Genomic DNA, 26,603 nt, shown 5'->3' with positions numbered 1-26,603 from the left:
CCCGTTCAGCGCGCCGAGGCCGCCCGCGGCGTTTCGGCGGCCGCGAGGCCTTCGCTGAGCGCATAGCCATAGAGCACGAGGCACGGTCCCTGGGCGCCGGCCTCGATGGCGGCATCCACGGCCGCCGAAAGCCCGCCGAGCGACGCGTGCACCACCCGTTCGTCTGGCCGGGTCGCGGAAAACACCGCGAGGGCGGGAACGGCGAGATCCGTGCCGGCGCCGGCAAGCTTTTCCACCAGTTCCGGCAAGGTCCGGCGCGGCATGTAGACCACGGTGGTCGCGGCGGCGTCGGAGAGAGCCTTGAAATCGAGATCCTTCGGCAGCTTGCCGTCGCGCGCATGGGCGGTGACGAATTGCAGGCGCCGCGCATGGTCGCGATGGGTGAGCGAAGTGGTCAGCCGGCTCGCAACGCCCTGCGCGGAGGAGATGCCGGGCACCACTTCCACCGGAATGCCGGCGAGGCGGCAGGCGGTGATTTCCTCGCCCGCGCGGCCGAAGATCATGGGGTCGCCGCCCTTCAGGCGCACCACGCGGCGGCCTTCCTTCGCCAGCGACACCATCAGCGCATTGATGTCGTCCTGCTTGCAGGAGGGGCGATAGCCGGTCTTGCCCACCAGCATCTTCTTGGCCTCGCGCCGCGCGAAATCCAGCACCTGCGGCGAGACCAGGTCGTCATAGAGCACCACTTCCGCGGATTGCAGCACCCGCACCGCCTTCAAGGTCAGCAGTTCGGGATCGCCCGGCCCCGCGCCCACAAGCACCACCGATCCCGTGTCGGGCGCGGCGCGCGCGCTTTCGGCGTCGGCCAGCAGGGCCGCACGATCCTGCTCGCCCGGCGGCTGGTCGGGCGCGAACAAAGCGCGGGCGGAAAACTGCTCCCAGAACCGGCGACGGCCGTGAAAGCTGAGGCCGAGGGCGGAAACCGTCCCGCGCCAGGATTGCGCCGCCTGCGCCCAGGCCTTGAAACCCGGCGGCAAGAGCGCCTCGATCTTGGCCCGCACCGCCTGCCCGAACACGGGCGCGGCGCCGTCGGTGGAGATTCCCACAACCAGGGGCGAGCGATTGACGATGGCGCCGAAGGCGAAATCGCAGAAGGCCGGCTTGTCCACGACGTTCACCGGCACGCCGGCGGCACGCGCAGCGGCGGCGAAGCGTTCCGCCTCCGCCTCATCCTCGGCGTCGGCAATGGCGAGGGCCGCGCCGGCAAGATCCGCCTCGGTCCAGGGGCGCTCCACCAGGATGATCGGGCCATCGGGCGCGGATTGGGCGAGCGCGCGCATCTCCTCGGAAGGCGCCGCGGCGATCACTTCCACATGGGCCCCGGCGGCGGAGAGCAGCTCGGCCTTCCACACCGCGGGCTCGGTGCCGCCCGCCACCACGACGCGCTTGCCGGCGAGGGCGAAGAACACCGGCAGCCGCGCCAGCTTGTCCATGCGGGCACCGCCGCGCTCGCGGGGCGCGCGGCCGGAGAGGGATGGCTTGTCGGCAGGCCCAGAGGCCATGGGTTTGGAACTCCGTCGGGTTGGAAACCTGCGGCGCTGAACCTGCGGGCTGCGGCCGTTCGGTCTGCCAGTCTGTGCCCATCGCCCGGTTTTGCCAAGCGCGGCGCCTGGGTGCGTTATGAACCAAGCCCGGACCGCATTCAACGCAAAGAATGTGGTTTTATCATTTCAACATTCAAATAGCGTTGAAAATCAGTGCGCCTCTTCCCAATTGGCGGCGGCATGGGCCTCCACCTTCAGCGGCACGGCAAGCGCGACCGCCGGCAGCGACGCCTGCTCCATCACGTGCTTGACCACGGGCAGCGTCGCCTGCGCCTCCGCTTCCGGCACCTCGAACACCAGTTCGTCGTGCACCTGAAGCAGCATCTGCGCGGAAAGGCCCGCCTGCTTCAGCGCCGGCTCCATGCGCACCATGGCGCGGCGGATGATGTCCGCCGCCGTCCCCTGGAGGCGGGCATTGATGGCGGCGCGCTCGTTGAAGGCGCGGATCGAGGGGTTGGACGCCGCGATATCGGGATAATGGCAGCGCCGGCCGAACAAAGTCTCCACATAGCCGTGCTCGCGGCAGAAGGCTTTCGTCTCGTCCATATAGGCGCGGATGCCGGGAAAGCGCTCGAAATAGCGGCGGATATAGAGCCCCGCTTCCTCGCGCCCGATGCCGAGCTGGTTGGCGAGGCCGAACGCCGAGATGCCGTAGATGATGCCGAAATTGATCGCCTTGGCGCGACGCCGCACCTCGGCGGGCATGCCCTCCACCGGCACGCCGAACATTTCCGACGCCGTCATGGCATGGATGTCCAGCCCCTCCTGGAACGCCTCGCGCAGGCGCGGGATATCCGCGATCTCGGCCAGCAGCCGCAGTTCGATCTGCGAATAATCGGCGGAAACCAGCAGCCGGCCCGGCTCGGCCACGAAGGCGCGGCGGATGCGGCGGCCTTCCTCGGTGCGGATCGGGATGTTCTGCAGGTTCGGCTCGGAGGAGGAGAGCCGCCCGGTGGTGGTGGCCGCGAGCGCATAGGAGGTGTGGACGCGCTTCGTGCGCGCATTCACATAATTGGGCAAGGCGTCGGTATAGGTGGAGCGCAGCTTGGCAAGCTGGCGCCAGTCCAGGATCTTCTGCGGCAGGGTGTGGCCGGCCTCCGCCAGTTCCTCCAGCACATTGGCCTTGGTGGACCACGCCCCGGTCGGCGTCTTGGTGGCGCCGGGCAGGCCGAGGCGGCCGAACAAGACGTCGCCGATCTGCTTGGGCGAGCCGATGTTCAGCCGCTCGCCGCCGAGAATCTCCGCGATCTCGTCCTCGATCCGCGCCGCGCCCTGGGCGAACTCGCTGGACAGGCGGCCAAGGATCGGCCGGTCGATGGCGATGCCGCGCCCTTCCATGCGCACCAGCACGGGGATCAGTGGCCGCTCCAGTGTCTCGTAGACCGTGCTCATACCATCGGCCACGAGGCGCGGCTTGAACACGCGCCACAGGCGCAGGGTCACGTCGGCGTCTTCCGCCGCATAGAAGGTGGCCGGCTCCAGCGCGACCCGGTCGAACGTCACCTGCCCCTTGCCCTTGCCGGCGACCTCGGCGAACGCGATGGGGGTGTGGCCGAGGTGGCGCACCGAGAGATCGTCCATGCCGTGGTTGCCCTTGCCGGCATCCAGCGCATAGGACATGCACATGGTGCAGTCGAACGGCGCGACGGCGATGCCATGGCGGGCCAGCACGGCGACGTCATATTTGGCATTGTGCGCGATCTTCAGCGTGCCGCGGTCTTCCAGCATCCCCTTCAGGGCGGCGAGCGCCTCCTGGAACGGGATCTGGCCCGGCAGCAATCCTTCCTCGAACAGGCCGTCGCCCGCCCCGCGATGGGCCAGCGGAATATAGCAGGCCTCGTTGGGCGACAGCGCCAGCGACACGCCCACGAGGTCGGCCGCCTGCGGGTCCACCGAGGTGGTCTCGGTATCGAAGGCGACGAAGCCCAGATCGATGGCGCGGGCACACCACGCCTGGAGTTCGGCCAGATCCGTGAGCATGCGATAGCGGCTGCGATCCACCTTGGTGGAGCGCGCCTCCTGCACCCGCGCCGCCACCAGGTCGGCCGGGTTGAGCACGCTCGGCCGGCCGTTGGTGGCGCCGTTCGCGGCGGCGGAGGCCGCGGAGGCCGGCGCGGGCGCGAGGACGGGGGTCGCGGCGCCGTCCTCCTCCGCGCCGAACAGCCCGCCCGTGGTGCTCGGCGCCAAGGCCGGATCGGCCTCGATCGCGCCCGCGTCGACGCCGAACGCCTCGGCGGCGCGGCGCGTGATGGTGGTGAATTCCATGGCCTTCAGGAAGGCGATGAGGCGCTTGCCGTCCGGCTGCTCCAGCACCAGGTCGGACAGCGGCACCTCCACCGGCACGGCGCAATCCAGCGTCACCAATTGCTTGGAGATGCGGGCCTTCTCCACATTCTCCGGGTTCAGCAGCGATTCCCGGCGCTTCACCTGCTTGATCTCGCCGGCCCGCGCCAGCAGGCTTTCGAGGTCGCCATATTCCTGGATCAGGGTCGCGGCGGTCTTGATGCCGATGCCGGGCACGCCGGGGACATTATCGGTGGAATCGCCCGCCAGCGCCTGGACGTCGGTCACCTTCTCCGGCGGCACGCCGAAATATTCGATCACCTCGCCGAGGCCGATGCGCCGCTCTGGCCGGGCGCCGCGCCCGCCCGCTTCGCCCGAGGCCGGGTCGTACATGCCGATCCGATCGCCCACCACCTGCATCAGGTCCTTGTCGGCGGAGACGATCAGCACATCGGCGCCGGCGGCGGCGGCCTGCCTGGCATAGGTGGCGATCAGATCGTCCGCCTCGAAGCGCGCCATCTCCACCGGAATCAGGCCGAACGCGCGCACCGCCTCGCGCATCAGCGGGAACTGGGGAATCAGTTCCGGTGGCGGCTCGGAGCGGTTGGCCTTGTAGGCGGGATAGATCTCGCGCCGGAACGAGTCTTCGCTCTTGTCGAAGATGATGGCGAGGTGCGTGGGCTTGATGCCCATGGCGCCCTCGCGGATGAATTGGAACAGCTTGGTGCAGAACAGACGCACCGCCCCCGTCGGCAGCCGGTCGGAGCGGAAATTATACTTCCGGTCCTGGTTGATCGACTGGAAATAGGCCCGGAAGACGAAGGACGATCCATCCACCAGGAAGACGTGATCGCCGGGTTTGAGCGGGCTGGGAGCGTGTGACATCCGGGCATCCAATGGCAAGGCGCGCACGATGCCCGAGCGCCTCTCCCTCGACAACCCTCCCGGCCCCTCCGGCGGCCGCATCGGCCAGCGGAGTCAGATCGCCGCGAGCGGCTTTTCCAGCACGGCGAGCACGCGCGGCAATTCGTGCCCGCGCTTCAGGATCAGCCCGGTCTGCGACACCACGCAATAGGCGCCCTGCTTGCGCGCGAGCTTGGGGTCCTTCTCGATGCGGTACAGCGGCACGTCGAGCGAGCGGCGGAAGACCGAGAACACCGCCTTGTCCTTCAGAAAGTCGATTGCATAGTCGCGCCATTCGCCGGCGGCGACCATGCGGCCGTAGAGATCGAGGATGCGGTCCAGTTCCCGCCGGTCGAAGGTGACGCGGGCGGGAGGGACGAGGGGCGTCGGCGCAGGCGCGCGGGCGGGGCGTATGGGTTCAACGATTCCCATCGGACCTCCAAGGTGCGAACGGCCCATGATCGCCGTCATCGCCGCTCGGTTCAAGGGGATTGAATAGCCGGCTGGAGGGGCGGAAACACGATCACGGGGTCGTCAACGTCCATCACAGTCTCGCCGGAATTCGGCCCTGCCCTCGACAAGCGGGGGGAGCAAATTCACAAACGTAGCAGGGCCGGTTCGCAGTTGCTCCGGTCTATCCCAGCCCCCCAGCCCCCCGGGGTGACAGGCGAACCGGCCACTGCTACGCATCCTTCAAGTTTCTAACTTTCAAGGGCCGCGCAAGCGGCCTTTTTTATTGCCCGCACGCAGGACGCCGGGCAACGCAGATTGAGCCGCGACGTTCGCACGCGCAGCGTCAGTTGCGTAAGCTCAGGTTATTTAAGGTCGATCTTCGCGGCGCCGAGGATCGGGCCCGGGGCCTGGAACGTGCCGCGCTGCACCAGCACGGCCGCGCCATCCACGCCCTCGTTCCAGAATTCGCTGAGCGGCACCGAAAAGTGCGTCGGCCCGCCGGTCCAATTGCCCAGCTTCACCCAGGCGCGCACCACGTTCGTATAAGTGACGTTCTTGCCCTGGTTCTCGCCCCGGCCGATGGCGACCGTATGGGAGCTGAGGATGGGGCAGAGCCAGACTTCGGCGGCATTCGGCACATGGCCGGGATTGGCCGGGTCCGTCCCCTCGGCCACGTCCACCACCAGATTCTCGCCGGAACGCCGCAGGGCCACCGGCACCAACAGGGTGGAGCCCGCATCATGGGCGCGCAGAACCGCCTTCTCGACCGCCGCCTTGTCGCTGCCCTTGGCGGGGGCGACCCCGTCCACCACCATCTGCGGGGTATAGATCATCCGGTCGCCGCGCTGTTCGGCATAGGCCCGCTGGCGCACCGAATGGCCGTGCTTGGCGAGGGTGTCCTTCCAGCCGACATAATCCCAATAATCCACCGCGAGCGTCAGGGCGATCACCTGGGGATCGGCGGCGAGCTCCGAGAGCAGCGCATCGGCCGGCGGGCAGGAGGCGCAGCCCTGGCTGGTGAACAATTCGAGCACCGCCTTGGGCGCGGCGGCGGCGGCCGGGGTCTGCTGCGCACCCGCGTCTCCCGCCGTGAGCGCGCAGGCCAGCGCGATCATGCCGAAGAGGGAGAGGCGGAGCGAAAAGCGGCTCGTCAATGCACCGGCACCTGCTAATGGCGAAGTCTTGATGGCACACGCTTAGGCGCGCCCCGTCCTTGATGCCAGTCAATTCGCGGTGAGAGCGGCGGGGCCGGCCGTCCGCCCGCGCCCCCCGTCGCAAGCCCCCAGGACAGGGCCGGACCACAAGGCCGCAAGACAAGGCCCGACCACAAGCTCCGTGCGTAAGCCCGGCCCGGCAAACGAAAGCCGCCCGCGCGGGTGCGCGGGCGGCTGTCTTCGCTGTCCCGATCCTCCGTCCCGATCCTGCCGGGCGCCGCGGCTCGCCGAAGCCTGGGCTCCAGCGTCCGCGACCGCGCGCCCTCAGGCCGCGAGGTGGCGCAGCACGTAGGGCAGGATGCCGCCGGAGCGGAAATAATCCAGCTCGTCCAGCGTATCGATGCGGCAGATCAGTTCCACATCGGCGACGCGGCCGTCGGCATAGGCGATGGTGAGGGTCATCTTCTGGCGGGGCTTCAGATCCCCTTCCAGGCCGCGCAGGGTGATCAGCTCGTCGCCCTTCAGGCCCAGCGTCTGCCAGGAGGTGCCCTCTTCGAACACCAGCGGCACGATGCCCATGCCCACCAGGTTCGAGCGGTGGATGCGCTCGAAGGACTGGGCGATCACGGCGCGGATGCCGAGCAGCTTGGTGCCCTTGGCCGCCCAGTCGCGCGAAGAGCCGGTGCCGTATTCCTTGCCGGCGAACACCACCAGCGGAACGCCCTCGGCCTTGTAGAGCATGGCCGCGTCATAGATTGGCAGCTGGGCGCCGTCCGGCTGGTGCAGGGTCACGCCGCCTTCCACGCCGGGCACCATCTGGTTCTTGATGCGGATGTTGGCGAAGGTGCCGCGCATCATCACTTCGTGGTTGCCGCGGCGGGTGCCGTACTGGTTGAAGTCCACCGGGCGCACCTGGTGTTCCACCAGATACACGCCCGCCGGGCTGGACACCTTGATGGAGCCGGCCGGGGAGATGTGGTCGGTGGTGATGCTGTCCAGGAACAGGCCGAGGATGCGGGCATCCACGATGTCCTTCACCGGCTCGGGGGTCGGGGTGATGCCGACGAAATAGGGCGGGTTCTGCACATAGGTGGAACCGTCTTCCCAGGCATAGGTCTGGCCGGTGGGAATGGCGATCTTCTGCCAGTGGGCGTCGCCCTTGAAGACGTCGGAATATTTTTCCTTGAACATCTTCTTGGTCACGTTCTCGCGGATGTACTGGGCGATCTCCTTGTTGGAGGGCCAGATGTCCTTGAGATAGACCGGCTTGCCGTCCTTGTCCTCGCCCAGCGGCTCGGTGTCGAGATCCACCTGGAGCGAGCCCGCGAGGGCATAGGCCACCACCAGCGGGGGCGAGGCGAGATAGTTCGCCTTCACGTCCGGGTTCACGCGGCCTTCAAAGTTACGATTGCCCGAGAGCACGGCGGCGGCGACCAGATCGGCGCTGTTGATGGCGGCGGAAATCGCCTCCGGCAGCGGACCGGAATTGCCGATGCAGGTGGTGCAGCCGAAGCCGACCAGATTGAAGCCGAGCTTGTCCAGGTCTTCCTGGAGGCCGCTCTTGTCGAGATACTCGGCGACCACCTGCGAGCCCGGCGCCAGCGAGGTCTTCACCCAGGGCTTCGACTTCAGGCCCTTCTTCACCGCGTTGCGGGCCAGCAGGCCGGCGCCGATCAGCACGCTCGGGTTGGAGGTATTGGTGCAGGAGGTGATGGCGGCGATCACCACGTCGCCATGGCCGACGGTGAAGTTGGCGCCTTCCACGTCCACGCGCTTGGCGGCTTCGCCGGGCTTCTTGAACTCGCCCTCAAGGGCGGTGAGGAAGCCGGCCTTGGCATCGCTCAGCAGCACGCGGTCCTGCGGGCGCTTGGGGCCGGCGATGGAGGGCAGCACGGTGTCGAGATCGAGTTCCAGCGTGTCGGTGAACACGGGATCCAGCGTGTTCTTGTTGCGCCACATGCCCTGGGCCTTGGAATAGGCTTCCACCAGTTCCACGCGGCTTTCCTTGCGGCCGGTCTCTTCCAGATAATCGATGGTCTCGCGGTCCACCGGGAAGAAGCCGCAGGTGGCGCCATATTCCGGCGCCATGTTGGCGATGGTGGCGCGGTCGGCGAGGGAGAGATGCTCCAGGCCGGGGCCGAAGAATTCCACGAACTTGCCCACGACGCCCTTCTTGCGGAGCATCTGGGTGACGGTCAGCACGAGGTCGGTGGCGGTGATGCCTTCCTTCAGCTTGCCGTCCAGCTTGAAGCCGATCACTTCGGGGATCAGCATGGAGATGGGCTGGCCGAGCATGGCGGCTTCCGCCTCGATGCCGCCCACGCCCCAGCCCAGCACGCCGAGGCCGTTGACCATGGTGGTATGGCTGTCGGTGCCCACCAGCGTGTCGGGATAGGCGACCGTGACGGTCTTGCCGTTCAGCTCTTCCTTGCGGGTCCACACGGTCTGGGCGAGATATTCCAGGTTCACCTGGTGGCAGATGCCGGTGCCGGGGGGAACGACGCGGAAATTGTCGAACGCGCTCTGGCCCCATTTCAGGAAGCGGTAGCGCTCCTGGTTCTGCTTGTATTCCTCATCCACGTTCTTCTTCAGCGCATTGTCGGTGCCGAAGAAATTGACGATCACCGAATGGTCGATGACGAGGTCCACGGGAACCAGCGGGTTGATCTTGGCCGGGTCGCCGCCCAGCGTCACCATGGCGTCGCGCATGGCGGCGAGATCCACCACGGCGGGCACGCCGGTGAAATCCTGCATCAGCACGCGCGCGGGGCGATAGGCGATTTCCTTCTCGGCCTTGCCGCGCGAGGTCAGCCAGTCGGCGATCGAGATCACGTCTTCCTTCGTGACCGAGCGGCCGTCTTCGTAGCGCAGCAGGTTTTCCAGCAGCACCTTCATGGAGAAAGGCAGGCGGGAGATGCCGGGGAGCCCGTTCTTCTCGGCCGCTTCAAGGCTGTAGTAGGTGTATTCCTTGTCATCCACCGTCAAGGTGGTGCGGCACTGGAAGCTGTCGAGGGAAGAAGAAGTCACGGCGCGTTTTCTCCGGTTCGATGATCGACCGACGCGACACGCCCGGATGACCGGGCTAAGGAGGTGCCGGGCCACCTAGGGGTGCGGTTCAGCCGCTTTATAGAGCGATTTCAAACGGCGGTCATGCGATAAGAACGTTCAATGTGCGATGCATCTGAAATTCACCCGCAGGGTCCCGCCCCGCACGCTGGGGAAACCCCCGCCGCGGTCCTGAAGGCCCGGGGCCTCGCCTGCCAAAGAGGCGTGCGGCTGCTGTTCGACAAGCTCGACTTTGAGCTAAGGGCGGGGCATGCCCTGGTGGTAGTGGGGCGCAATGGCGCCGGCAAATCCTCCCTTCTGCGCATCGTCGCCGGCCTCCTGGCCGCGACATCCGGCCGCGTCACCTTGACCGAGGGCGCAGCGGAGCGGCCTTACACGGAAGAGATGCACTATCTGGGCCATGACGATGCGCTGAAGGCCGCCTTGAGCGTTGCCGACAATCTTTCCTTCTGGCGCACCATGCTCGGCGCGACCGGCCTGCCGGTGGCGGATGCGCTTGAGGAAGTGGGGCTCGGGGGGCTCGGCCGCCTGCCCGCCGCCGTCCTCTCCGCCGGGCAGAAGCGCCGCCTCGCCATCGCGCGCCTGCTGGTCTCGCGCCGCCGCCTGTGGATTCTCGACGAGCCGACCACGGCGCTCGACGCGGCCGCGCAGGCGCGCTTCGCCGCCCTCGGCCGCGATCATCTCGATTCGGGCGGCCTGATTCTCGCCGCCACCCATGCGCCGCTGGACCTCGGGCCGCGCGTCGGCACGCTGCGATTGGGCGCCGCGACATGATGGCGGCCTTCTTCGCGCTGGTGCGCCGCGACATGACGCTAGCCCTGCGCTCCGGCGGCGGGGCCGGGCTTGGCGTCGTGTTCTTCCTCTCCGTCGTGACCATCGTGCCGTTCGCGGTCGGGCCGGACATGGTGCTGCTGGCGCGGATCGGCCCGGCGATCCTGTGGATCGGCGCGCTGCTGGCCAGCCTCATCGGCCTGGAGCGCCTGTTCGCGGCGGACGTGGAGGATGGCTCGCTGGACGCCCTCACCCATTCCGCCTTGCCGCTGGAACTGGTCGCGGCCGCCAAGGGCCTCGCCCATTGGATCGCCACCGGCCTGCCGCTGGTGGTGGCGGCGCCGGTGCTGGCGCTCATGCTCAATCTGGAGCCGACCGCCATCGGCGCGGTGGCCCTGACCCTGCTGGTGGGAACGCCGGCCGTGACCTCTCTCGGCCTGATCGGCGCGGCGTTCGCGGGCGCGTTCCGCCGGGGCGGGCTCTTGATCGCGGTCCTGGTGCTGCCTCTGGCGATCCCGGTGCTGATCTTCGCGGTCTCGGCGACCGGGGCCGCTGTGACCGGGCCGGTGCCGTTCGGCACGCCGTTCCGCATCCTGCTCGGGCTCGCCTTGTTCGCGCTGGTGCTCGGCCCGGTCGCGGCGGCGGCGGCCCTGCGCACCGCGCGCGGGTGAACCGGCCGCCGGGCGACACGACAGCGTCATGCGCTGAAGGGATCGTGATGCGGCGCAGCGACGGCCGGTTGCGTTACTCCGGCAACCCCAGCATCGAAGGGACCTCAATCATGCGCGTGCCCCTCACCGCCCCGGCAGACCTCTCCCAAGAGCAGCGCCCGCTCTATGACGACATGCGCGCCGGCATCGAGACCAGCTTCAAGGGCTTCAAGGCGATCGCCGACGATGGCGCGCTGATCGGCCCGTGGAACCCATGGCTGCGCTATCCCAAGTTCGGCGGCCCGGTGTGGGAGCTGACCAAGGCCATGTCCTCCAGCCCCACCTTGCCGAAGCCGGTGCGCGAGGTGGCGATCCTGGTCACGGGCGCGCATTTCCATTCGGCGTACGAGCTTTACGCCCATATCCTGGTGGCCGAGGCGCGCGGCCTGCCGGACGAGAAGATCGCCACCATCGTCGCCGGCCAGCGCCCGGTGGACCTCACCCGCGAGGAGGCCGTGACCTATGACGTCGCCTCCGCCCTGGTGCGCGGGAGCACCCTGCCGGAGCTAGTGTACCGCCAGGCGGTGGACACGTTCGGCGACTATGCCGCCGCCGAACTGATCTATCTGGTCGGGCTCTATTGCCTGGTCTCGGTCATTCTCAACGGCTTCGACGTGCCGGTGCCGGACGGCGCCTGACGCGCCGCATCGGAAAGCCGGGACGGCCGGGCGTGCTCATTCCGCCGCACCCCGTTTCACACAATCGCGCATCGGGGGCGCTCCCCTGCCGTCGCGAGATGGTCTAGAACGCCAGCCATGGCGCTTCTCGACTTCGCCAATCCGACCCGCTTCCTCTCCCTCTCCGCCCGGCTCATTCCCTGGACGGCGGGGGCGGCGGCGCTCGCCCTGGCGCTCGGCTTCACCCTCGCCTTCCTCGCCCCGCCGGACTACCAGCAGGGCGAGACGGTGCGGATCATGTATATCCACGTGCCGTTCGCATGGCTCTCCATGTTCGGCTATTCCATGCTGGCGGCCTCCTCCCTCGGCATATTGGTCTGGCGCCATCCGCTGGCGGACGTGGCGCACAAGGCCGCGGCGCCCATCGGCGCCACCTTCACCTTCCTCTGCCTGCTCACCGGCGCCCTGTGGGGGCGGCCCATGTGGGGCACCTATTGGGTGTGGGACGCCCGCCTCACCTCGGTGCTGGTGCTGTTCCTGCTCTATCTCGGCCTGATGGCCCTGCGCGCCGCCATCGACGAGCCCAACCGCGCCGGACGGGCGGCGGCGGTGCTCACCCTGGTCGGCTTCATCAACGTGCCGATCGTCAAATTCTCCGTGGATTGGTGGAACACGCTGCACCAACCGGCCTCGGTGTTCCGCATGGGCGGCTCCACCATCGACGGCAGCCTGCTCTGGCCGCTGCTCACCTGTGCCCTCGGCTTCACCCTGCTGTTCCTGACCCTGCACATGATCGCCATGCGCACCGAGATCCTGCGCCGGCGCGTCCAGGTGCTGGAAGCCCGCGCGGCGGCGGAGGCCACCGCCTGATGCAGCACGCCTTATTCATCTATGCCTCTTATGGCGCCGCCGGGCTCGGCCTCGGCGTGCTGACGCTGTGGCTGGTGCTCGATTATCGCGCCCAGGCCAGGGCCCTGGCGGACCTCGAGGCGCGCGGCGTGCGGCGCCGTTCGGAACGGAACCGGCCATGAGCGAAACGCCTGTCCCGACGCCGGAAGCCGCCCCGGCCGCGAAGCGCCGGCGGCCGCTGCTGGTGCTGCTGCCGGTGGTGGCATTCGGCCTGCTCGCCGCCTTGTTCCTGGTGCGCCTGTTCGCCGGCGATCCCTCGCAGATCCCCTCCGCCCTGGTGGGCCGACCGGCCCCCACCCTCGCTTTGCCGCCGCTGCCGGGCCTGGTGGCCGATGGCGTCCCGGTCCCGGGGATCGATGGCACCCAGTTCAAGGGGAAGGTCACGCTGGTGAATGTGTGGGCATCCTGGTGCGCGCCCTGCCGGGAGGAGCATCCGCTCCTGATGGGCCTCGCCAAGGACGCGCGCCTGCGCGTGATCGGCATCAATTACAAGGATGCGCCCGACAACGCCCGGCGCTTTCTCGGCCAGTATGGCCTGCCGTTCGCGGCGGTCGGGGTCGATCCCAACGGGCGTGTGGCCATCGAATGGGGGGTGTACGGCGTCCCCGAAACCTTCCTGGTGGGGCCGGACGGGGCCATCGCCCACAAATTCGTCGGCCCGCTCAGCGAGGAGACGGTGCGCTCCACCCTGCTGCCGCTGGTGGCGAAGCTCTCCGGCACGTCGAACTGAGCCGGGCGGTCAGTCCTTCGGTTCGCTCTTGTCCTCGCAGCGCGCCATCAGCGGCGCCTGGGCGAAGGCGAACAGGAAGGTCAGCGGCAGATAGCCGAAGGTTTTGAAATTCACCCAGGTGTCGGTGGAAAAATTGCGCCACACCACCTCGTTCAGCACCGCCATCACCAGGAAGAACAGGCCCCAGCGCAAGGTCAGGATGCGCCAGCCCTGGTCGGTGAGGCGCACCATGCCGTCCAGCACATAAGGCAGCAGCGGCTTGCGCAGCAGGAGGCCGCCCAGCAGGAGAACGCCGAACAGCGCGTTCACCATGGTCGGCTTCATCTTGATGAAATGGTCATCCTGCAACACCAGGGTCAGGGTGCCGAACACCATCACCACCACGGCCGACACCAGGGGCATCACCGCGATGCGGCGCGCCAGCACCCACATGGCGGCGAGGGCGGCAAGCGTCGCCACCATGAACACGCCGGTGGCCACATAGATGCCGCCATAGGCATTGCCGATGAAGAACAGCACCAGCGGACCGAGTTCCAGGGCGAGCTTGAGGCCCGGCTTCATCTTGGGGTGAACGGCGGTTTCGGCTGCGGCGCTTTCGGTCATCTGATCCTCTTTTCGGCCCCCTTTTGCCGAGCCCGCGCGGCGCAATCAAGGCCGGTGGCGGATTTCGCATCTAGCTCAGCCCCGCAGGCCGAGGCAGGAGACGATTTCCGGACCTTCCGAGACGACCCGCCCCTCCAGGCGCGCCGCGAGCCGCCGCACGCCGGTGGAGGGCTTGCCCGCATCGCGCCGATGGGGATTGGGGAGCATCACCGCCAGCAAGGCCGCCTGCTCCGACGTCAGACTGGCGGTGCCCTTGCCGAACGCGCGGCGCGCCCCGGCCTCGACCCCGAATTCCCCGTCCGGCCCCCATTCGGCGATGTTGAGATAGATTTCCATCAGCCGCCTTTTGCTCAGCACAAGGTCGAGCCACAGCGCGAGCGGCAGTTCCATCGCCTTGCGCACGAACGAGCGGCCGGGCCACAGGAACAGGTTCTTCGCCACCTGCATGGGAATGGTGGAAGCGCCGCGCGCCTCCTCGATCTCGTCGTCGGCGCGGGCGATGGCGGCCTGGATCTCCGTGATGTCCACGCCCCAGTGCCGGCAGAAGCGCGCATCCTCCGAGGCGATCACGGTGCGCGGCAGGATCGGCGCCATGTCCGCGATCGGGGTCCAGAGGCGTTCGACCCTCTGCCCGGTCAGCCAGCGGCCCAGCATCAGCGTGGAAACGGGGTTGATCACATTGTAGAGCACCGACAGGACGAGCGGGACGAGGGCCAGCACCAGGACGAGGATCACGAACCGCCTGAACAGGGACATGGCCGCTCCGCGGGCGAGAGAAGATCGTAAGGGAAGTGCGAAGGTCGAGCTTCGGTTCCGCAGGCGGCTTGACCGCCCGCTCTGGTTGGGGCACCGGGAGGAGCGCGTCAACCGCGCTTCCCCGACGCGCTCCAGCCCGAAGGCCCGCCCGGTGTCCCTGTCCCTCCCCGCCCGCCTCGAAGCCGCGGCCGCCCTCACCGAGGCGCGGCTGGACCGCGCCCTCGCCGATTCTCCGCTGCCGGGGGAGCGGCTGCGCCCGCAGCGCCTGATGCAGGCGATCCGCCACGGCAGCCTGGACGGCGGCAAGCGCCTGCGCCCGTTCCTGGTGCTGGAGACCGCCGCCCTGTTCGGCCTTGCCCCGGAAGCCGCGGTGACGGCGGCGGCGGCGGTGGAATGCGTGCACTGCTATTCCCTGGTCCATGACGATCTTCCGGCCATGGACAATGACGTGTTGCGGCGCGGGCGGCCGACCGTCCACATCGCTTATGACGAGGCGACCGCGATCCTCGCCGGCGATGCGCTGCTCACCCTCGCCTTCGACCTGCTGGCGGGCGCGGACGCCCACCCCGACGCCGGCGTGCGCATCGCGCTTGTGTCCGCCCTGGCGCGGGCGGCGGGCATGGGCGGAATGGTGGGCGGGCAGATGCTCGACCTCGCCGCCGAGGGCCGGTTCGCCGACGGCACGCCGCTCGCCCTGTCCATGGAAGAGATTCGCGATCTCCAGGCCATGAAGACCGGCGCGCTGCTCGCGGTCTCGGTGGAGGCGGGCGCGCTGCTCGGCGGCGCGAGCGAGGCGGAGCGCGGCGCGCTCGCCGCCTATGGCCGGGCGCTCGGGGCGGCATTCCAGATCGCCGACGACATTCTCGACATCGAGGGCAGCACCGCCGACCTCGGCAAGACCGCCGGCAAGGATGTGACCGCCGGCAAGGCGACCCTGGTCGCAAGCCTCGGGGTGGAGGCGGCGCGCGCGCTTCTGGCCGAGCTGGTGGCCGAGGCGCAAGGCGCCCTCGCCCCCTTCGGCGCGCGCGGCGCGACCCTTTCGGAGGCGGCGCGCTTTGTCGCCGAGCGCAAGAATTGAGCGGCCGGGAACGCGCGCCCAGGCGCGCCCCGCGTGCAAGATGTGATCGCCGGGACGGCGGCGCATCCGCCCGGCCCGGTCGCGCGCGACGCCCGGCCATGCTAGCGTCCGCCGCATCGTGACACGCAGACCGCCCCCTTCCCCCATGACCCGCCGGGCTTTCATCGCCGGAGCCTCCGCCTTGGCCGCCGCGCCGTTCGGCGCCGCCCGCGCGCTCGGGCAGGTGCCGGCCTCCGGGCAGGTGGATGTGGTCATCATCGGCGCCGGGGCGGCCGGCATTTCCGCCGCCCGCAAGATCGCCGCCGCTGGGCGCAGCTATGCGCTGATCGAGGCGAGCAAGCGGGTCGGCGGGCGGGCGTTCACCGACACCAGCCTGTTCGGCGTGCCGTTCGACCGCGGCGCCCACTGGCTGCACGCCCCCGACAACAATCCGCTTGCCGATCTCGGCGCGCAGGCGGGCTTCGATCTTTATGCCGCGCCGGAAGGCGCCCGGCTCTACATCAAGGGCCGCGAAGCCTCGCAGAACGATTACGAGGATTTCGTCTCGGCCGTGCGGCGGGGCGAGCGCGCCATCGGCGCCGCCGGGGACGCCGGGCGCGACCTTGCGGCCTCGCGGGTGCTGCCCGACCTCGGCATATGGGGACCGAGCGCCGCCTTTGTCGCCGGCCCGTTCAGCTGCGCCAAGGATCTCGACCAGGTGTCGAGCGTGGATTTCTCCCGCTCCGAGGAGCGGGGCGAGGACCTGTTCTGCCGCCAGGGCTATGGCGCGCTGGTGGCCAAGATGGCCGAGGGCCTCTCGGTGCGGTTCGAGACCGCCGCCGCCAGCGTCGACATGGGCGGGCGGCTGGTGCAGGTTTCCACCAACAAGGGCACGCTCTCCGGCCGGGCGGTGATCCTCGCCGTGCCGCCCAGCCTGCTGCTGGCGGGGAAGATCCGCGTCAATCCGGGCCTGCCGCTGCGCTATCGCAGCGCGGTGGAGCGCATCACGCTCGGCGCCTACGACCATATCGCCTTCGAGCTGCCCGGCAATCCGCTGCGCCTCTCGCCCGACGAGACGGTGCATGTGAAAGCGGACAACACGCGCACTTTCGCGCTCATCGCCCGCATGGGCGGCAGCGGCCTGCACATGCTGGACGTGGGCGGCAAGTTCGCCCAGGAATTGGCCGACGGGCCGGCCAATTCCGGCGCCGCCTTCCTGAAGGAGGCGCTGACGCGCGAGTTCGGCGCCGATATCGCCGCGCGCGTCGGCAAGGTGCACCAGACCCGCTGGACCAAGGAGCCGCTGGCGCTCGGCGCCTTCTCCTGCGCTTTGCCGGGCAGCGGCAACCTGCGCCGCGCCTTCACGGAGGTGGTCAACGGCCGGCTGATGTTCGCGGGCGAACATGCCCACGAGACGCTCTGGGGCACGGTCAACGGCGCCTGGCTGTCCGGTGAGCGCGCGGCGACGCAAGCGCTGCGGGTGCTGGGCGTCATGGGCGCCGCGAGCATGTCCCAATAGGCGGCGGCATAGGCGACGGCGCCGGGTTCAGCCCTGCCGGCTACCATTCGTCCTTGCGCGGCAGACCATCGGCCAGTTCGTAATAATCCGATTTCGACCCGACAAAGATATGCCCGGCCAGCTTCCGGCCGGTCGGCCGATCGAGCGTTCCCGCGGTCACATAGGTCTCGACGCCGGGGTCCGCCCGCCAGAACAGGTTTCCCCCGCAGCGCCCGCAGAAGCCCCGCGCGACGGCGTCGGAGGAGCGAAACCAAGTGAGGGTCTCGGATGCGACGAGAGTCAGGTCCTCGCTCTTGCAGCAGGCCATGGCGGCGAAATGGCCGCTGGTGCGGGCGCATTGGGAACAATGGCAGGCGGTTGGATCAGCCAACGCGCCGTGGATCTCATAGCGCACGCCGCCGCACAAACAGCCTCCGGTCGTACGCATTTTCCGCCCTCTCTCAGAATCCCTACAAGGGTAAGGCGCACCGGGCCGGCACGGCAAGGCCCTCCAGCGCCTTCATCCCCGCGCCGGTCTGGCGCGAGGGGGAGGGCGGCGGGAGCGGACGGCGCGCCGGCTAAGGCGCGCCTTGGGCAAGCAACAGGTGACGTCGGAGCCGTTGCTCCGTCCGCTCCCGCACGGTGATTTATGGCTCGCTTCGTGCGCTGCGTGGGTTGTTCTCGCTCTCCCAACACGACCGGCCAAACGAACTCCGGTCCGGGACGCACGCTTTGGGCCTCCTCTTTGACGGGCGGAGTGCGTTAAGCCCCGACCCGCCGGACAACCGCCCCTGCACCGCACATCAGGCCGCTCCGGACGCGCCCCTCCTGGTGCAAGGCGGGGTCAGGATAGCCGGGCGGCACGAAATGTCAAGGAATTTATTCCTTGTAGGATTATTTTCCTCTTCGGAGCGGCCGAGGGGTGGGGGGTTGGCATGGAGGAGGGGTATCTTCCCATCCTCCCCTTTCCCCCTCCCCAACCCTCCCCCGCAGGCGGGAGAGGGAGAGGGAGAGGGAGAGGGAGCAATGTGGCACCGTTGCTCTCGACTTCGAAAAGCGCCCCTTCGCCCTTCGCGCCCCTCTCCCGCGTGCGGGGGAGGGTTGGGGAGGGGGCGCGCGCAAGCGCGTGCGAAAAGGGCGGCCCCATTCCGCCCCTACCCGCGCAGGCTGGCGCCGGTCTTCTTCGCCACGTCGGCGACAATCTTGCCCGCCACGGCCTCGATCTCCGCATCGGTCAGCGTGCGCTCGCGCGGCTGAAGCGTGATCTCGATGGCGACCGACTTCTTCCCCTCCTCGATGCCGACGCCCTCATAGACGTCGAACACCGAGGCGTCGGTGATCAGCTTCTTGTCCACGCCCTGGGCGGCGCGCAGGATGTCGCCGGCCGCCACCTGCCGATCCACCAGGAAGGCGAAGTCGCGCTTGACCGGCTGGAACGCGGACAGATCGAGCGGCGGCTTCACCTTGGTGGGCTTGGCCTTGGCCTCGGGCACGCGATCGAGAATGATTTCGAACGCCACCAGCGGCCCGCTCACATCCTGCGCTTCCAGCACCCGCGGGTGCAGTTCGCCGAAGGTGGCGAGCACGTTGGAGCCGAGGCGCAGGCTCGCCGAACGGCCGGGATGATACCAGGCCGGCGCATCTGTGGTGACCTGGAGGTTCGCAACCGGCGCGCCCACGGCGGCGAGCGCCGCCAGGGCGTCGGCCTTGGCGTCGAACGCGTCCACGCTCTTCGCCGCCCCCGCCCAATGGCGCCCGGCGCCCTCGGGCTTGGCGGTGGCCCGGCGAATGCCGGTGGCGGACATGCGCTGGTCCTTCGGCTGGTCGCCGGCGAACACCTGCCCCACCTCGAACAGGGCCACGTCGCCATAGCCCCGGTCCGCATTGGCCTGGGCCGAGCGGATGAGGCCCGGCAGCAGGCTCGGCCGCATGTCGGACAGTTCCGAGGCGATGGGATTGGAGAGCGCCAGTTCCGCCGCGCCGCCGCCGAACAGCTCGGCCTGCGCCTTGGAGACGAACGACCAGGTGACCGCTTCCACCATGCCGCGCGCGGCGAGCGCCCGGCGCGCCTTGCGCACGCGGAGCTGAAGCGGCGTCAGAACCGGGCGACGGGCGTCGTCGGCGCGCGGGAATTCGGTGGCGGGAACGCGGGCAAGGCCGAGGATGCGCACCACCTCTTCCACCAGGTCCGCCTTGCCCTCGATATCGGCGCGCCAGGAAGGCGGCACCACCTGCACCATCGGCGCCGTGCCGGAGACCGCGAAGCCGAGGCGCGTGAGCACCTCGCGGATTTCGTCCTCGCTCGCCTCAAGGCCCGAGAGGCGCTTCACTTCCGCGAGGGGAAAATCAATGGTGCGCGCGGTGTCCGGGATCGCTCCGGCCAGCACCATCTCGGAGGGCTCGCCGCCGCAGATGTCGAGAATGATATGGGTCGCGAGGTCCAGCCCGGGCACGGTGAAGGCGGGGTCGATGCCGCGCTCGAAGCGGAAACGCGCATCCGAATTCAGCCCCAGCTTGCGGCCGGTCTGGGCGATGTTGATGGGGTCCCAGAGCGCGCTCTCGATGACCACGTCTGTGGTGGTCTCGTCGCAGCCGCTCTCTTCCCCGCCCATCACGCCGGCGAGGCTCTCGACGCCCTTGTCGTCGGCGATTACGCACATGCTCTCGTCGAGCGCGTAGGTTTTCCCGTCCAGCGCCAGCAGGGTCTCGCCGGCCTTGGCGCGGCGCACCACGAGATCGCCCTTCACCTTGTTCAGGTCGAACACGTGCAGCGGCCGGTTGCGGTCGAAGGTGAGGAAATTCGTCACGTCCACCAGCGCGTTGATGGGCCGAAGCCCGATGGCGCGCAGCTTCTCCTGCATCCACTCGGGCGAGGGGCCGTTCTTCACGCCGCGGATCACACGGATGGCGAACGCCGGGCAGAGCGCCGGGGTGGCGCCGAAATCGAGCGCCACATTGAGCGGCGCGGGGAATTTTCCTTCCACCGGCGCGATGCGGGGGGCGAGCAGCTCGCCGAGCCCGGCGGCGGCAAGATCGCGCGCGACGCCGGATACGCCGAGGCAATCGGCGCGATTGGGGGTGACGGCGATTTCCACCACCGGATCGTTCAGCCCCAGCACCTGGGCGAACGGGGCGCCGACCGGCGCGTCCTGCGGCAATTCCATGATGCCGTCATGCTCTTCCGAAAGGCCCATCTCGCGGGCCGAGCACAGCATGCCGCGGCTTTCCACGTCGCGGATCTTGCCGATCTTCAACTCGGTGCCGGTGGCGGGAATGATCGTGCCCGGCGCCGCGAACACGGTCTTCAGGCCGGCGCGGGCGTTGGGCGCGCCACACACCACCTGGATCGGCTCGCCCTTGCCGATGGAAACGGTGCAGACCTTCAGCTTGTCGGCATTGGGATGCTTCTGCGCGGTCAGCACCTCGCCCACCACGAACGGCGCCAGCGCCTTCGCCTTGTCCTCCACGCCCTCGACCTCAAGGCCGATCAGCGACAGGCGGTCGACGATCTCCTCGAAGGAGGCCGTGGGTTCGAGATGCTCTTGGAGCCAGGAGAAGGTGAATTTCATTCTGATGCTCCGCTTCCCCCTCCCCGACCCTCCCCCGCAAGCGGGAGAGGGGGTGGAGAAGCCTGCGATGAAGGTGGATCAATGATTTTCGAAGGGTCGGCAAAGCCCTCTCCCGCGTGCGGGGGAGGGTTGGGAGGGGGCATAGTGGCGCAGGCCGCAGCGACAATGGTTTCAAGCACGCCGGGCAGATTCTGCAGCACGTCCAGATTGCTGAACCGCAGCACCCGATAGCCGCTCGCGATAAAGACGCCATCGCGCCGCGCATCGCGGGTTCGCCCGGCATCCTGATAATGCTGGCCGCCGTCCACTTCCACGATCAGCCGGGCGGACAGGCAGGCGAAATCGGCGACATAGCCGGCGAAGGGATGCTGCCGGCGAAACCGCAGGCCGTTCAAGCGGTGGGCCCGCAGTTCGAACCAGAGCATCTGCTCGGCGTCGGTGGAATTTACGCGCAGATCGCGGGCGCGGCTGCGCAGAAGGCGGCCGGTGCGCCAGCGCGGCTTGTGTTCGTCATCTCCCATGCCAGGCTCCTGCCGGAAGCGCTGCATTCCCCCTCCCAACCCTCCCCCGCACGCGGGAGAGGGCTTTTCGACCGCATGGACGGCTAAGCTCCCTCCCCCCTTGCGGGGGAGGGTTGGGGAGGGGGGTCCAGCCGTGCCGTAACTCCCAGCATCAGGGCGAAGGGCGCCATACCACCCACCCTGGCCCTCCCCCGCACGGGGGGAGGGGAATTCAAGGGGGTTCACGCGCTCAACCCGCCGGCCAGGGTCGGGAAGTCCAGCGGGCGGAAGCCGTAGTGGGAGAGCCAGCGCACGTCCGCCTCGAAGAAGGCGCGCAAATCGCTCATGCCGTATTTCAGCATGGCGATGCGGTCGATGCCCATGCCCCAGGCGAAGCCCTGGTAGACGTCCGGGTCGATGCCGCAATTGCGCAGCACATTGGGATGCACCATGCCGCAGCCCAGGATCTCCAGCCAGTCATTGCCCTCGCCGAAGCGGATCTCGCCGGGGCGCGAGCGGTCGCACTGGATGTCCACTTCCATGCTCGGCTCGGTGAAGGGGAAGAAGGACGGGCGGAAGCGCATCGTCACATTTTCCACCTCGAAGAAGGCCTTGCAGAATTCCTGCAGGATCCATTTGAGGTGGCCCATGTGGGAGCCCTTGTCGATCACCAGCCCCTCCACCTGGTGGAACATGGGGGTATGGGTCTGGTCGCTGTCGCAGCGATAGGTGCGGCCGGGGCAGATGACGCGGATCGGCGGGGTCTTGCTCATCATGGTGCGCACCTGCACCGGGGAGGTGTGGGTGCGCAGCACCTTGCGCTCGCCCTCGGCATTGGGCGGCAGGAAGAAGGTGTCGTGCATCTCGCGCGCCGGATGGCCGGCGGGGAAGTTCAGCGCGGTGAAATTATAGAAATCGGTCTCGATGTCCGGCCCTTCCGCCACCGAGAACCCCATGTCGGCGAAGATCGCGGTGAGTTCCTCGGTGACCTGGGTGATGGGATGCACGCGGCCGATCTCGGCGCGCGGCTCGCGCACCGGCAGGCTCACATCCACGCGCTCGGTGGCGAGGCGCGCTTCCAGGGCGGCGGATTTCAGCGCCTCCTTGCGGACGGCGAGCAGGCCCTGCACACGGTCGCGCAGGCCGTTGATGGCCGGCCCCATGGTCTTGCGCTCGTCCGGGCTCATGGCGCCGAGCGATTTCAGCAGCTCGGAGACGCTGCCCTTCTTGCCGAGGGCGGCGATGCGCACCGCTTCCAGCGCGGCTTCGTCGCCGGCCGCGAGAATCCCGGCGGAGACCTCACGCTCCAGGGCATCAAGGCCGGGATGATCGGTCAAAACGAGCTCGGACATGATTCAGCCATTCGTTGCATCGTCATCCCCCGGCTTGTCCCGGGGGTCCACATCGCTCCGTGACAGCAGGGCTTGCGGGAGCGGCCTGGATGGACGGGGCGCGCCCGGCCATGACGGGATGAATTCGGCGCCGGTTATAGACGCGTCGCGCGCAAAGCGAAAAGCCCCGAACGGATCTCCGCGCGGGGCTTGTCAGTCTCGGTCGGGCGGGTCGCGCCGGGATGAGCCTCAGGCCAAGGCGGCCTTGGCCTTCTCCACCAGGGCCTTGAACGCCTCGGGCTCGTGGATGGCGATATCCGAGAGCACCTTGCGGTCCACTTCGATCCCCGCCTTCGCGAGACCGTTGATAAAGCCGCCATAGGTCAGGCCGAGGTCGAGTTCGCGCACGCCGGCGTTGATGCGCTGGATCCAGAGCGCGCGGAACGTGCGCTTCTTCACCTTGCGGTCGCGGTAGGCATACTGCATCGACCGTTCGACGGCCGACTTCGCAGCGCGGATGGTATTCTTACGACGGCCATAGAAGCCCTTGGCGGCTTCAAAGACCTTCTTATGCTTGGCGTGGGAAGTTACGCCACGTTTCACGCGGGCCATGGATGATCTCCTTCAGATCGCAGTGCGTCAGCCGTTCGGCAGGAACGACTTGCGGATCACCCGTCCATCGCTCTCGCAAAGGATGGTGGTGCCGCGCTGGTTGCGGATCTGGGCATTGGTCCGCTTGATCATCCCGTGCCGCTTGCCGGCCTGGGAGGCGATAACTTTCCCGGTACCCGTCAGACGGAAGCGTTTCTTCGCTCCCGACTTGGTCTTCATCTTGGGCATTTTGCTCTCCGTGACCGCCATCCGCCGCACGTTGCCGCACGGGGCATTCAGCCTTTTGTTGATATGAGCGATAAGAACCAACACGGCAGCCCTTGTCGCCGGCCGGTTCGAAGGCCGCACTCGTTACAGGACTGTCACGCGAAACGCAAGCCGGCTCGCCTTGCAAAACCGTGCGCTGCAACACAAGTCGGCGTCCTCCAAGGCTCAAGCCGCCATTTTTGCGCCCGTTCGCTCTGCTTTGTTACCGCATTGAGGCTGGGGGCCTCGTGCCTTGCGCCCGGCGGGAATCCGGGCAGGAGATGACGATGCGGACGCCTTTGCGTGTTTCAGTCTTCACCGCCGCCCTCGCGGTGGCGGGCCTTGGGTTCAGTATGGCGCCGGCCGGCGCGCAAGTCCTGCGGCTCGGGGCCTCCCAGCCCCTGAGCGCGAAAGCGGCGAGCACCGCGGCCTTCCCCATCGAACAGGTTCAATATCGGCGCGGCTGGGGTGGCCGGCCCGGCTGGGGTGGTCGGCCCGGATGGGGCGGACGCCCCGGATGGGGCGGTCCCGGCTGGGGCGGGCGGCCCGGCTGGGCGGGACGTCCCGGATGGGGTCGGCCCGGATGGGGCGGCGGACCGGGATGGGCCGGCCGTCCCGCCTGGGGATGGAATCGTCCCGGCTGGGGTCCGGGCTGGGGCTATGCGCCGGTCTACGGGCCCGGCTGGGGCTGGGGCGGTGGATGGGGTCCGGGCTGGGGTCCCGGCTGGGGCTATGGCGGCGCGGTCGCCACCGGCGTTGTGATCGGCTCCGCGGCGGCCCTCGCCGCCAACCAGGCGCCGCCTCCGGGCACCAATTGGGTCGCCTATTGCTCCCAGCGCTATCGCTCCTACGATCCGCGCAGCGGCACCTTCCTCGGCTACGACGGGCGGCGGCATCCCTGCCCCTGAGCGGCCCCGTGCCGGGCGCATCTCCCCCGGTCCGACACGCCGCCTTCACACACGCGTGAGGGCGGCGATCTTTTCCGCCTCCGGGGCGTTTCCTTCCCAAAGGAGAAGCATCCGATGCGTAAGACTCTTTCCCTGTTCGCGGCCGCCGGCCTCACTGCGGCCCTCGCTTTTTCCGGAGCGCAGGCGCAGCCGCTGCGCCCCGCGCCGATCGGCGTCGCCCAGGACGCAGCCCCGGTCGCAGCCCCGGTCACCAACGTGCAATGGCGCGGCCCCGGCTGGGGCGGTCCCGGCTATGGGCCGGGCTGGGGCGGCCCGCGCTACGGCTACGGCTATCGCAATTGCGGCTGGGGCGGGTGCAACAACAATAACGGCGCGGCGGTCGCGGCCGGCGTGGTCGGCGGCATGATGCTGGGCGCGGCGGCGGCGAGCGCGGCCAATGCCGCCAATTCCGCTCCGCCTCCGGGCAATTGGGCGGCCTATTGCGCCTCCCGCTATCGCTCGTTCGACCCCGCGAGCGGCACCTATCTCGGCTATGACGGCCTGCGCCACCCCTGCACCTGATGCGGCAACTGCCGCACGAGATGCATGAGCCCAAAGAAAAAGCCCGGATCGAAAGATCCGGGCTCTGTTTTGGCCAGTCGTCCGTCGCCCTTCAGCGCGGCGCCAGGATCATGATCATCTGCCGGCCTTCCAGCATGGGCTCGGCCTCCACCTTGGCAATGGTGGCGACGTCGTCGCGCAGCTTCTGCAACAGCTTGTAGCCGATGTCCTGGTGCGCCATCTCACGGCCACGGAAGCGCAGGGTGACCTTCACCTTGTCGCCTTCTTCGAAGAACCGCTGCATGGAGCGCATCTTCACTTCGTAGTCGTGCGTGTCGATGCCGGGGCGCAGCTTGATTTCCTTGACCTCGACCACCTTCTGCTTCTTGCGCGCCTCGCTGGCCTTCTTCTGGTTCTGATACTTGAACCGGCCGAAATCGAGGATCTTGCAGACGGGCGGGGCGGAATTGGGCGCGATCTCCACGAGATCGAGGCCGGCTTCCTGCGCGAGCTGGAGGGCATCGCGGATTGCCACCACACCGCGGTTCTGCCCATCCTGATCGATCAGCTGCACTTCGCGGATGCGGATTTCCTCATTGACGCGCGGACCATCCTTCTCCGGCGCGACGGGTCTCATGGGGCGACGAATGGCGAAAATCTCCTCTGCCATTATATTGGATCGCGCGCGGCTTAGGGAATCGGCGCACAACTTCACAGGAAAGCGCGCAGCCAGAAGCCCCCGACCAAGAGCGGACACAGAAGATCGTGACTCTGAGGTGGGAAGTCAATAACCAACACCTCTCGAGCGGTCGTCCGGGTCATTTTTCGATCCGAAGCGCCGCGTTCTGCCACGCCCGAGAGCCACAGTTCAGCCGCCTTCCCCCGGCATGCCGGAGACAGCAGCAGGGCCGGACGCTCCGCCGGGTGCCGACCCGCCGCCTTTCCAGGACCCGATGATGACCAAAGTTGCTTCCCCCGTGGGTCGCCTCCTCCGCCGCCTGGGGCCGTGCGCGGCCGCCGCGCTGTGCCTGGGCGCCATCCTGCCCGCGGCGACCGGCGCCGCGCGGGCGGACGGGCGGCTGGACGCGAAATATTCCCTCACCGTGGGCGGCGTCGAGATCGGCCGCGCCACCCTGGTGGCCGAGGCCACCGGCACGAGCTACGAGATCGCCGCCACCGGCCGCATCACCGGCGTGCTGCGCGCGGTCTCCTCCGGCAAGGGCAGCGTCGCGGCGCGCGGCGCCATCGGTGTCGGCAAGGTGGTGCCGCAGGTGTTCGCCGTGGCCGCCGAGGCGGACGGCAAGGCCGAGGGCGTGCGCTTCGCGGTGGCGAACAACACGGTGAAGGAACTGGTGGTGGAGCCGCCGATCAAGCCCCTGCCGGATCGCGTGGAAATCACCAACGCCCATCTGACCAACATCATCGATCCCATGAGCGGCGCCTTCGTCTATGTGCCCGGCACCGTGGACATGCTCTCCGCCGCCGCCTGCGACCGCTCCATTCCGGTGTTCGACGGGCGCCAGCGCTACGACATCTCGCTGAGCTATCTGCGGGTGGAACAGGTGAAGCTCGCCAAGGGCTACAGCGGCCCCGCCGTGGTGTGCCGCGCCGCCTACACCCCCGTGGCGGGCCACCGGCCGACCCGCTACACCGTCAAATACATGCAGGAAAACAAAGAGATGTTCGTGTGGCTGGTGCCCGTCGCCGGCACCCGCCTGCTGGCCCCGTTCAAGGTCTCCATCGCCACCATGATCGGCACCGCGATCCTGGAAGCCACTGCCTTCGACACCGTGGTGAAGGAAAATACGGTTCCGGTTAACGCACCGAAGCCGCAATAGCGCAG

The 26,603-nt window shown here is 68.5% G+C and carries 25 protein-coding genes; 11 read left to right on the top strand and 14 right to left on the bottom strand.

Going from position 1 to position 26,603, the window contains the following annotated elements:
- Positions 1-5 precede the first annotated feature (5 nt).
- The 5 genes from cysG to acnA form a co-directional block, all read right to left on the bottom strand.
- The gene (gene cysG, locus V5F84_RS05210; protein ID WP_394043665.1) at positions 6-1,502 is read right to left on the bottom strand and encodes a siroheme synthase CysG; all 1,497 of its coding nucleotides are present in this window, start codon (positions 1,500-1,502) and stop codon (positions 6-8) included.
- Positions 1,503-1,694: 192 nt separating this feature from the next.
- A complete protein-coding gene (gene polA / locus V5F84_RS05205; RefSeq protein ID WP_394043664.1) occupies positions 1,695-4,712 on the bottom strand; it encodes a DNA polymerase I in 3,018 nt (1,005 codons plus the stop codon).
- Between the two features lie 93 nt (positions 4,713-4,805).
- Positions 4,806-5,162, bottom strand: a complete 357-nt coding sequence (locus tag V5F84_RS05200) for a DUF2794 domain-containing protein (RefSeq protein WP_394043663.1) — start codon at positions 5,160-5,162, stop codon at positions 4,806-4,808.
- Between the two features lie 383 nt (positions 5,163-5,545).
- Positions 5,546-6,337, bottom strand: coding sequence for a DUF1223 domain-containing protein (locus tag V5F84_RS05195; RefSeq protein WP_394043662.1), 792 nt, complete (start codon positions 6,335-6,337; stop codon positions 5,546-5,548).
- Between the two features lie 324 nt (positions 6,338-6,661).
- Positions 6,662-9,364: an aconitate hydratase AcnA gene (gene acnA, locus V5F84_RS05190; protein ID WP_394043661.1), complete on the bottom strand. Its 2,703-nt coding sequence runs from the start codon at positions 9,362-9,364 to the stop codon at positions 6,662-6,664.
- Positions 9,365-9,505: 141 nt separating this feature from the next.
- Between acnA and ccmA the strand changes: the two genes are divergently transcribed.
- The 6 genes from ccmA (at position 9,506) to V5F84_RS05160 (ending at position 13,140) form a co-directional block, all read left to right on the top strand.
- Positions 9,506-10,177 (top strand): heme ABC exporter ATP-binding protein CcmA, encoded by a 672-nt coding sequence (gene ccmA / locus V5F84_RS05185; RefSeq protein WP_394043660.1) that lies wholly within the window; start codon positions 9,506-9,508, stop codon positions 10,175-10,177.
- Positions 10,177-10,845 carry a heme exporter protein CcmB gene (gene ccmB / locus V5F84_RS05180; RefSeq protein ID WP_394043725.1) on the top strand — a complete coding sequence of 223 codons (669 nt, stop codon included), beginning with the start codon at positions 10,177-10,179 and terminating at the stop codon, positions 10,843-10,845. The genes ccmA and ccmB overlap by 1 nt, the downstream gene beginning before the upstream one ends.
- Before the next feature lie 110 nt (positions 10,846-10,955).
- Positions 10,956-11,522 (top strand): carboxymuconolactone decarboxylase family protein, encoded by a 567-nt coding sequence (locus tag V5F84_RS05175; RefSeq protein WP_394043659.1) that lies wholly within the window; start codon positions 10,956-10,958, stop codon positions 11,520-11,522.
- 117 nt (positions 11,523-11,639) lie between these two features.
- Positions 11,640-12,371, top strand: coding sequence for a heme ABC transporter permease (locus V5F84_RS05170; protein ID WP_394043658.1), 732 nt, complete (start codon positions 11,640-11,642; stop codon positions 12,369-12,371).
- Positions 12,371-12,532 (top strand): heme exporter protein CcmD, encoded by a 162-nt coding sequence (gene ccmD / locus V5F84_RS05165; RefSeq protein ID WP_394043657.1) that lies wholly within the window; start codon positions 12,371-12,373, stop codon positions 12,530-12,532. The genes V5F84_RS05170 and ccmD overlap by 1 nt, the downstream gene beginning before the upstream one ends.
- Positions 12,529-13,140 carry a DsbE family thiol:disulfide interchange protein gene (locus V5F84_RS05160; RefSeq protein ID WP_394043656.1) on the top strand — a complete coding sequence of 204 codons (612 nt, stop codon included), beginning with the start codon at positions 12,529-12,531 and terminating at the stop codon, positions 13,138-13,140. The genes ccmD and V5F84_RS05160 overlap by 4 nt, the downstream gene beginning before the upstream one ends.
- 9 nt (positions 13,141-13,149) lie before the next feature.
- Here V5F84_RS05160 and V5F84_RS05155 read toward each other — a convergent pair whose 3' ends face one another.
- The gene (locus tag V5F84_RS05155; RefSeq protein ID WP_394043655.1) at positions 13,150-13,743 is read right to left on the bottom strand and encodes a septation protein A; all 594 of its coding nucleotides are present in this window, start codon (positions 13,741-13,743) and stop codon (positions 13,150-13,152) included.
- A gap of 75 nt (positions 13,744-13,818) precedes the next feature.
- On the bottom strand, positions 13,819-14,499 hold the full coding sequence (gene mtgA / locus V5F84_RS05150; protein ID WP_394043654.1) for a monofunctional biosynthetic peptidoglycan transglycosylase: 681 nt from the start codon (positions 14,497-14,499) through the stop codon (positions 13,819-13,821).
- A 151-nt stretch (positions 14,500-14,650) separates the two neighbouring features.
- On the opposite strand from mtgA, the gene V5F84_RS05145 reads away from it, so the two are divergent.
- A complete protein-coding gene (locus tag V5F84_RS05145; RefSeq protein ID WP_394043653.1) occupies positions 14,651-15,577 on the top strand; it encodes a polyprenyl synthetase family protein in 927 nt (308 codons plus the stop codon).
- Between the two features lie 145 nt (positions 15,578-15,722).
- Positions 15,723-17,075 carry a flavin monoamine oxidase family protein gene (locus V5F84_RS05140; protein WP_394043652.1) on the top strand — a complete coding sequence of 451 codons (1,353 nt, stop codon included), beginning with the start codon at positions 15,723-15,725 and terminating at the stop codon, positions 17,073-17,075.
- Positions 17,076-17,115: 40 nt separating this feature from the next.
- Here the strand turns inward: V5F84_RS05140 and V5F84_RS05135 are convergent, their stop codons facing one another.
- The 6 genes from V5F84_RS05135 to rpmI form a co-directional block, all read right to left on the bottom strand.
- Positions 17,116-17,502 carry a GFA family protein gene (locus tag V5F84_RS05135; RefSeq protein WP_394043651.1) on the bottom strand — a complete coding sequence of 129 codons (387 nt, stop codon included), beginning with the start codon at positions 17,500-17,502 and terminating at the stop codon, positions 17,116-17,118.
- A 706-nt stretch (positions 17,503-18,208) separates the two neighbouring features.
- The gene (gene pheT, locus V5F84_RS05130; RefSeq protein WP_394043650.1) at positions 18,209-20,623 is read right to left on the bottom strand and encodes a phenylalanine--tRNA ligase subunit beta; all 2,415 of its coding nucleotides are present in this window, start codon (positions 20,621-20,623) and stop codon (positions 18,209-18,211) included.
- Positions 20,620-21,171, bottom strand: coding sequence for an endonuclease domain-containing protein (locus V5F84_RS05125; RefSeq protein ID WP_394043649.1), 552 nt, complete (start codon positions 21,169-21,171; stop codon positions 20,620-20,622). Before V5F84_RS05125 ends, pheT begins: the two co-directional genes overlap by 4 nt.
- 194 nt (positions 21,172-21,365) lie before the next feature.
- The gene (gene pheS, locus V5F84_RS05120) at positions 21,366-22,475 is read right to left on the bottom strand and encodes a phenylalanine--tRNA ligase subunit alpha (protein WP_394043648.1); all 1,110 of its coding nucleotides are present in this window, start codon (positions 22,473-22,475) and stop codon (positions 21,366-21,368) included.
- 228 nt (positions 22,476-22,703) lie between these two features.
- Positions 22,704-23,066, bottom strand: a complete 363-nt coding sequence (gene rplT, locus V5F84_RS05115) for a 50S ribosomal protein L20 (RefSeq protein WP_348843985.1) — start codon at positions 23,064-23,066, stop codon at positions 22,704-22,706.
- Between the two features lie 27 nt (positions 23,067-23,093).
- Positions 23,094-23,294: a 50S ribosomal protein L35 gene (gene rpmI / locus V5F84_RS05110; RefSeq protein ID WP_348844568.1), complete on the bottom strand. Its 201-nt coding sequence runs from the start codon at positions 23,292-23,294 to the stop codon at positions 23,094-23,096.
- A gap of 305 nt (positions 23,295-23,599) precedes the next feature.
- Here rpmI and V5F84_RS05105 point away from each other — a divergent pair, with 305 nt between their 5' ends.
- Both V5F84_RS05105 and V5F84_RS05100 read left to right on the top strand, forming a co-directional pair.
- The gene (locus V5F84_RS05105; RefSeq protein WP_394043647.1) at positions 23,600-24,220 is read left to right on the top strand and encodes a BA14K family protein; all 621 of its coding nucleotides are present in this window, start codon (positions 23,600-23,602) and stop codon (positions 24,218-24,220) included.
- A gap of 114 nt (positions 24,221-24,334) precedes the next feature.
- Positions 24,335-24,781 (top strand): BA14K family protein, encoded by a 447-nt coding sequence (locus tag V5F84_RS05100; RefSeq protein WP_394043646.1) that lies wholly within the window; start codon positions 24,335-24,337, stop codon positions 24,779-24,781.
- A 91-nt stretch (positions 24,782-24,872) separates the two neighbouring features.
- On the opposite strand, the gene infC is transcribed toward V5F84_RS05100, so the two are convergent.
- Positions 24,873-25,397 (bottom strand): translation initiation factor IF-3, encoded by a 525-nt coding sequence (infC, locus tag V5F84_RS05095; RefSeq protein ID WP_348844567.1) that lies wholly within the window; start codon positions 25,395-25,397, stop codon positions 24,873-24,875.
- A 319-nt stretch (positions 25,398-25,716) separates the two neighbouring features.
- Here infC and V5F84_RS05090 point away from each other — a divergent pair, with 319 nt between their 5' ends.
- Positions 25,717-26,598: a DUF3108 domain-containing protein gene (locus tag V5F84_RS05090; RefSeq protein WP_394043645.1), complete on the top strand. Its 882-nt coding sequence runs from the start codon at positions 25,717-25,719 to the stop codon at positions 26,596-26,598.
- Positions 26,599-26,603: the final 5 nt, after the last annotated feature.

It is taken from the genome of Roseixanthobacter liquoris (assembly GCF_043195135.2).
GTDB lineage: Bacteria > Pseudomonadota > Alphaproteobacteria > Rhizobiales > Xanthobacteraceae > NCEH01.
This window is presented reverse-complemented; position numbering and strand designations above follow the sequence as displayed.

What these genes read in the sequence shown, in the direction of transcription:
- cysG (WP_394043665.1), bottom strand. Translation starts at nt 1,502, where the DNA reads ATGGCCTCTGGGCCTGCCGACAAGCCATCCCTCTCCGGCCGCGCGCCC.
- polA (WP_394043664.1), bottom strand. Translation starts at nt 4,712, where the DNA reads ATGTCACACGCTCCCAGCCCGCTCAAACCCGGCGATCACGTCTTCCTG.
- V5F84_RS05200 (WP_394043663.1), bottom strand. Translation starts at nt 5,162, where the DNA reads ATGGGAATCGTTGAACCCATACGCCCCGCCCGCGCGCCTGCGCCGACG.
- ccmA (WP_394043660.1), top strand. Translation starts at nt 9,506, where the DNA reads ATGTGCGATGCATCTGAAATTCACCCGCAGGGTCCCGCCCCGCACGCT.
- ccmB (WP_394043725.1), top strand. Translation starts at nt 10,177, where the DNA reads ATGGCGGCCTTCTTCGCGCTGGTGCGCCGCGACATGACGCTAGCCCTG.
- V5F84_RS05175 (WP_394043659.1), top strand. Translation starts at nt 10,956, where the DNA reads ATGCGCGTGCCCCTCACCGCCCCGGCAGACCTCTCCCAAGAGCAGCGC.
- V5F84_RS05170 (WP_394043658.1), top strand. Translation starts at nt 11,640, where the DNA reads ATGGCGCTTCTCGACTTCGCCAATCCGACCCGCTTCCTCTCCCTCTCC.
- ccmD (WP_394043657.1), top strand. Translation starts at nt 12,371, where the DNA reads ATGCAGCACGCCTTATTCATCTATGCCTCTTATGGCGCCGCCGGGCTC.
- V5F84_RS05160 (WP_394043656.1), top strand. Translation starts at nt 12,529, where the DNA reads ATGAGCGAAACGCCTGTCCCGACGCCGGAAGCCGCCCCGGCCGCGAAG.
- V5F84_RS05155 (WP_394043655.1), bottom strand. Translation starts at nt 13,743, where the DNA reads ATGACCGAAAGCGCCGCAGCCGAAACCGCCGTTCACCCCAAGATGAAG.
- mtgA (WP_394043654.1), bottom strand. Translation starts at nt 14,499, where the DNA reads ATGTCCCTGTTCAGGCGGTTCGTGATCCTCGTCCTGGTGCTGGCCCTC.
- V5F84_RS05140 (WP_394043652.1), top strand. Translation starts at nt 15,723, where the DNA reads ATGACCCGCCGGGCTTTCATCGCCGGAGCCTCCGCCTTGGCCGCCGCG.
- V5F84_RS05135 (WP_394043651.1), bottom strand. Translation starts at nt 17,502, where the DNA reads ATGCGTACGACCGGAGGCTGTTTGTGCGGCGGCGTGCGCTATGAGATC.
- pheT (WP_394043650.1), bottom strand. Translation starts at nt 20,623, where the DNA reads ATGAAATTCACCTTCTCCTGGCTCCAAGAGCATCTCGAACCCACGGCC.
- V5F84_RS05125 (WP_394043649.1), bottom strand. Translation starts at nt 21,171, where the DNA reads ATGCAGCGCTTCCGGCAGGAGCCTGGCATGGGAGATGACGAACACAAG.
- pheS (WP_394043648.1), bottom strand. Translation starts at nt 22,475, where the DNA reads ATGTCCGAGCTCGTTTTGACCGATCATCCCGGCCTTGATGCCCTGGAG.
- rplT (WP_348843985.1), bottom strand. Translation starts at nt 23,066, where the DNA reads ATGGCCCGCGTGAAACGTGGCGTAACTTCCCACGCCAAGCATAAGAAG.
- rpmI (WP_348844568.1), bottom strand. Translation starts at nt 23,294, where the DNA reads ATGCCCAAGATGAAGACCAAGTCGGGAGCGAAGAAACGCTTCCGTCTG.
- V5F84_RS05105 (WP_394043647.1), top strand. Translation starts at nt 23,600, where the DNA reads ATGCGGACGCCTTTGCGTGTTTCAGTCTTCACCGCCGCCCTCGCGGTG.
- V5F84_RS05100 (WP_394043646.1), top strand. Translation starts at nt 24,335, where the DNA reads ATGCGTAAGACTCTTTCCCTGTTCGCGGCCGCCGGCCTCACTGCGGCC.
- infC (WP_348844567.1), bottom strand. Translation starts at nt 25,397, where the DNA reads ATGAGACCCGTCGCGCCGGAGAAGGATGGTCCGCGCGTCAATGAGGAA.
- V5F84_RS05090 (WP_394043645.1), top strand. Translation starts at nt 25,717, where the DNA reads ATGACCAAAGTTGCTTCCCCCGTGGGTCGCCTCCTCCGCCGCCTGGGG.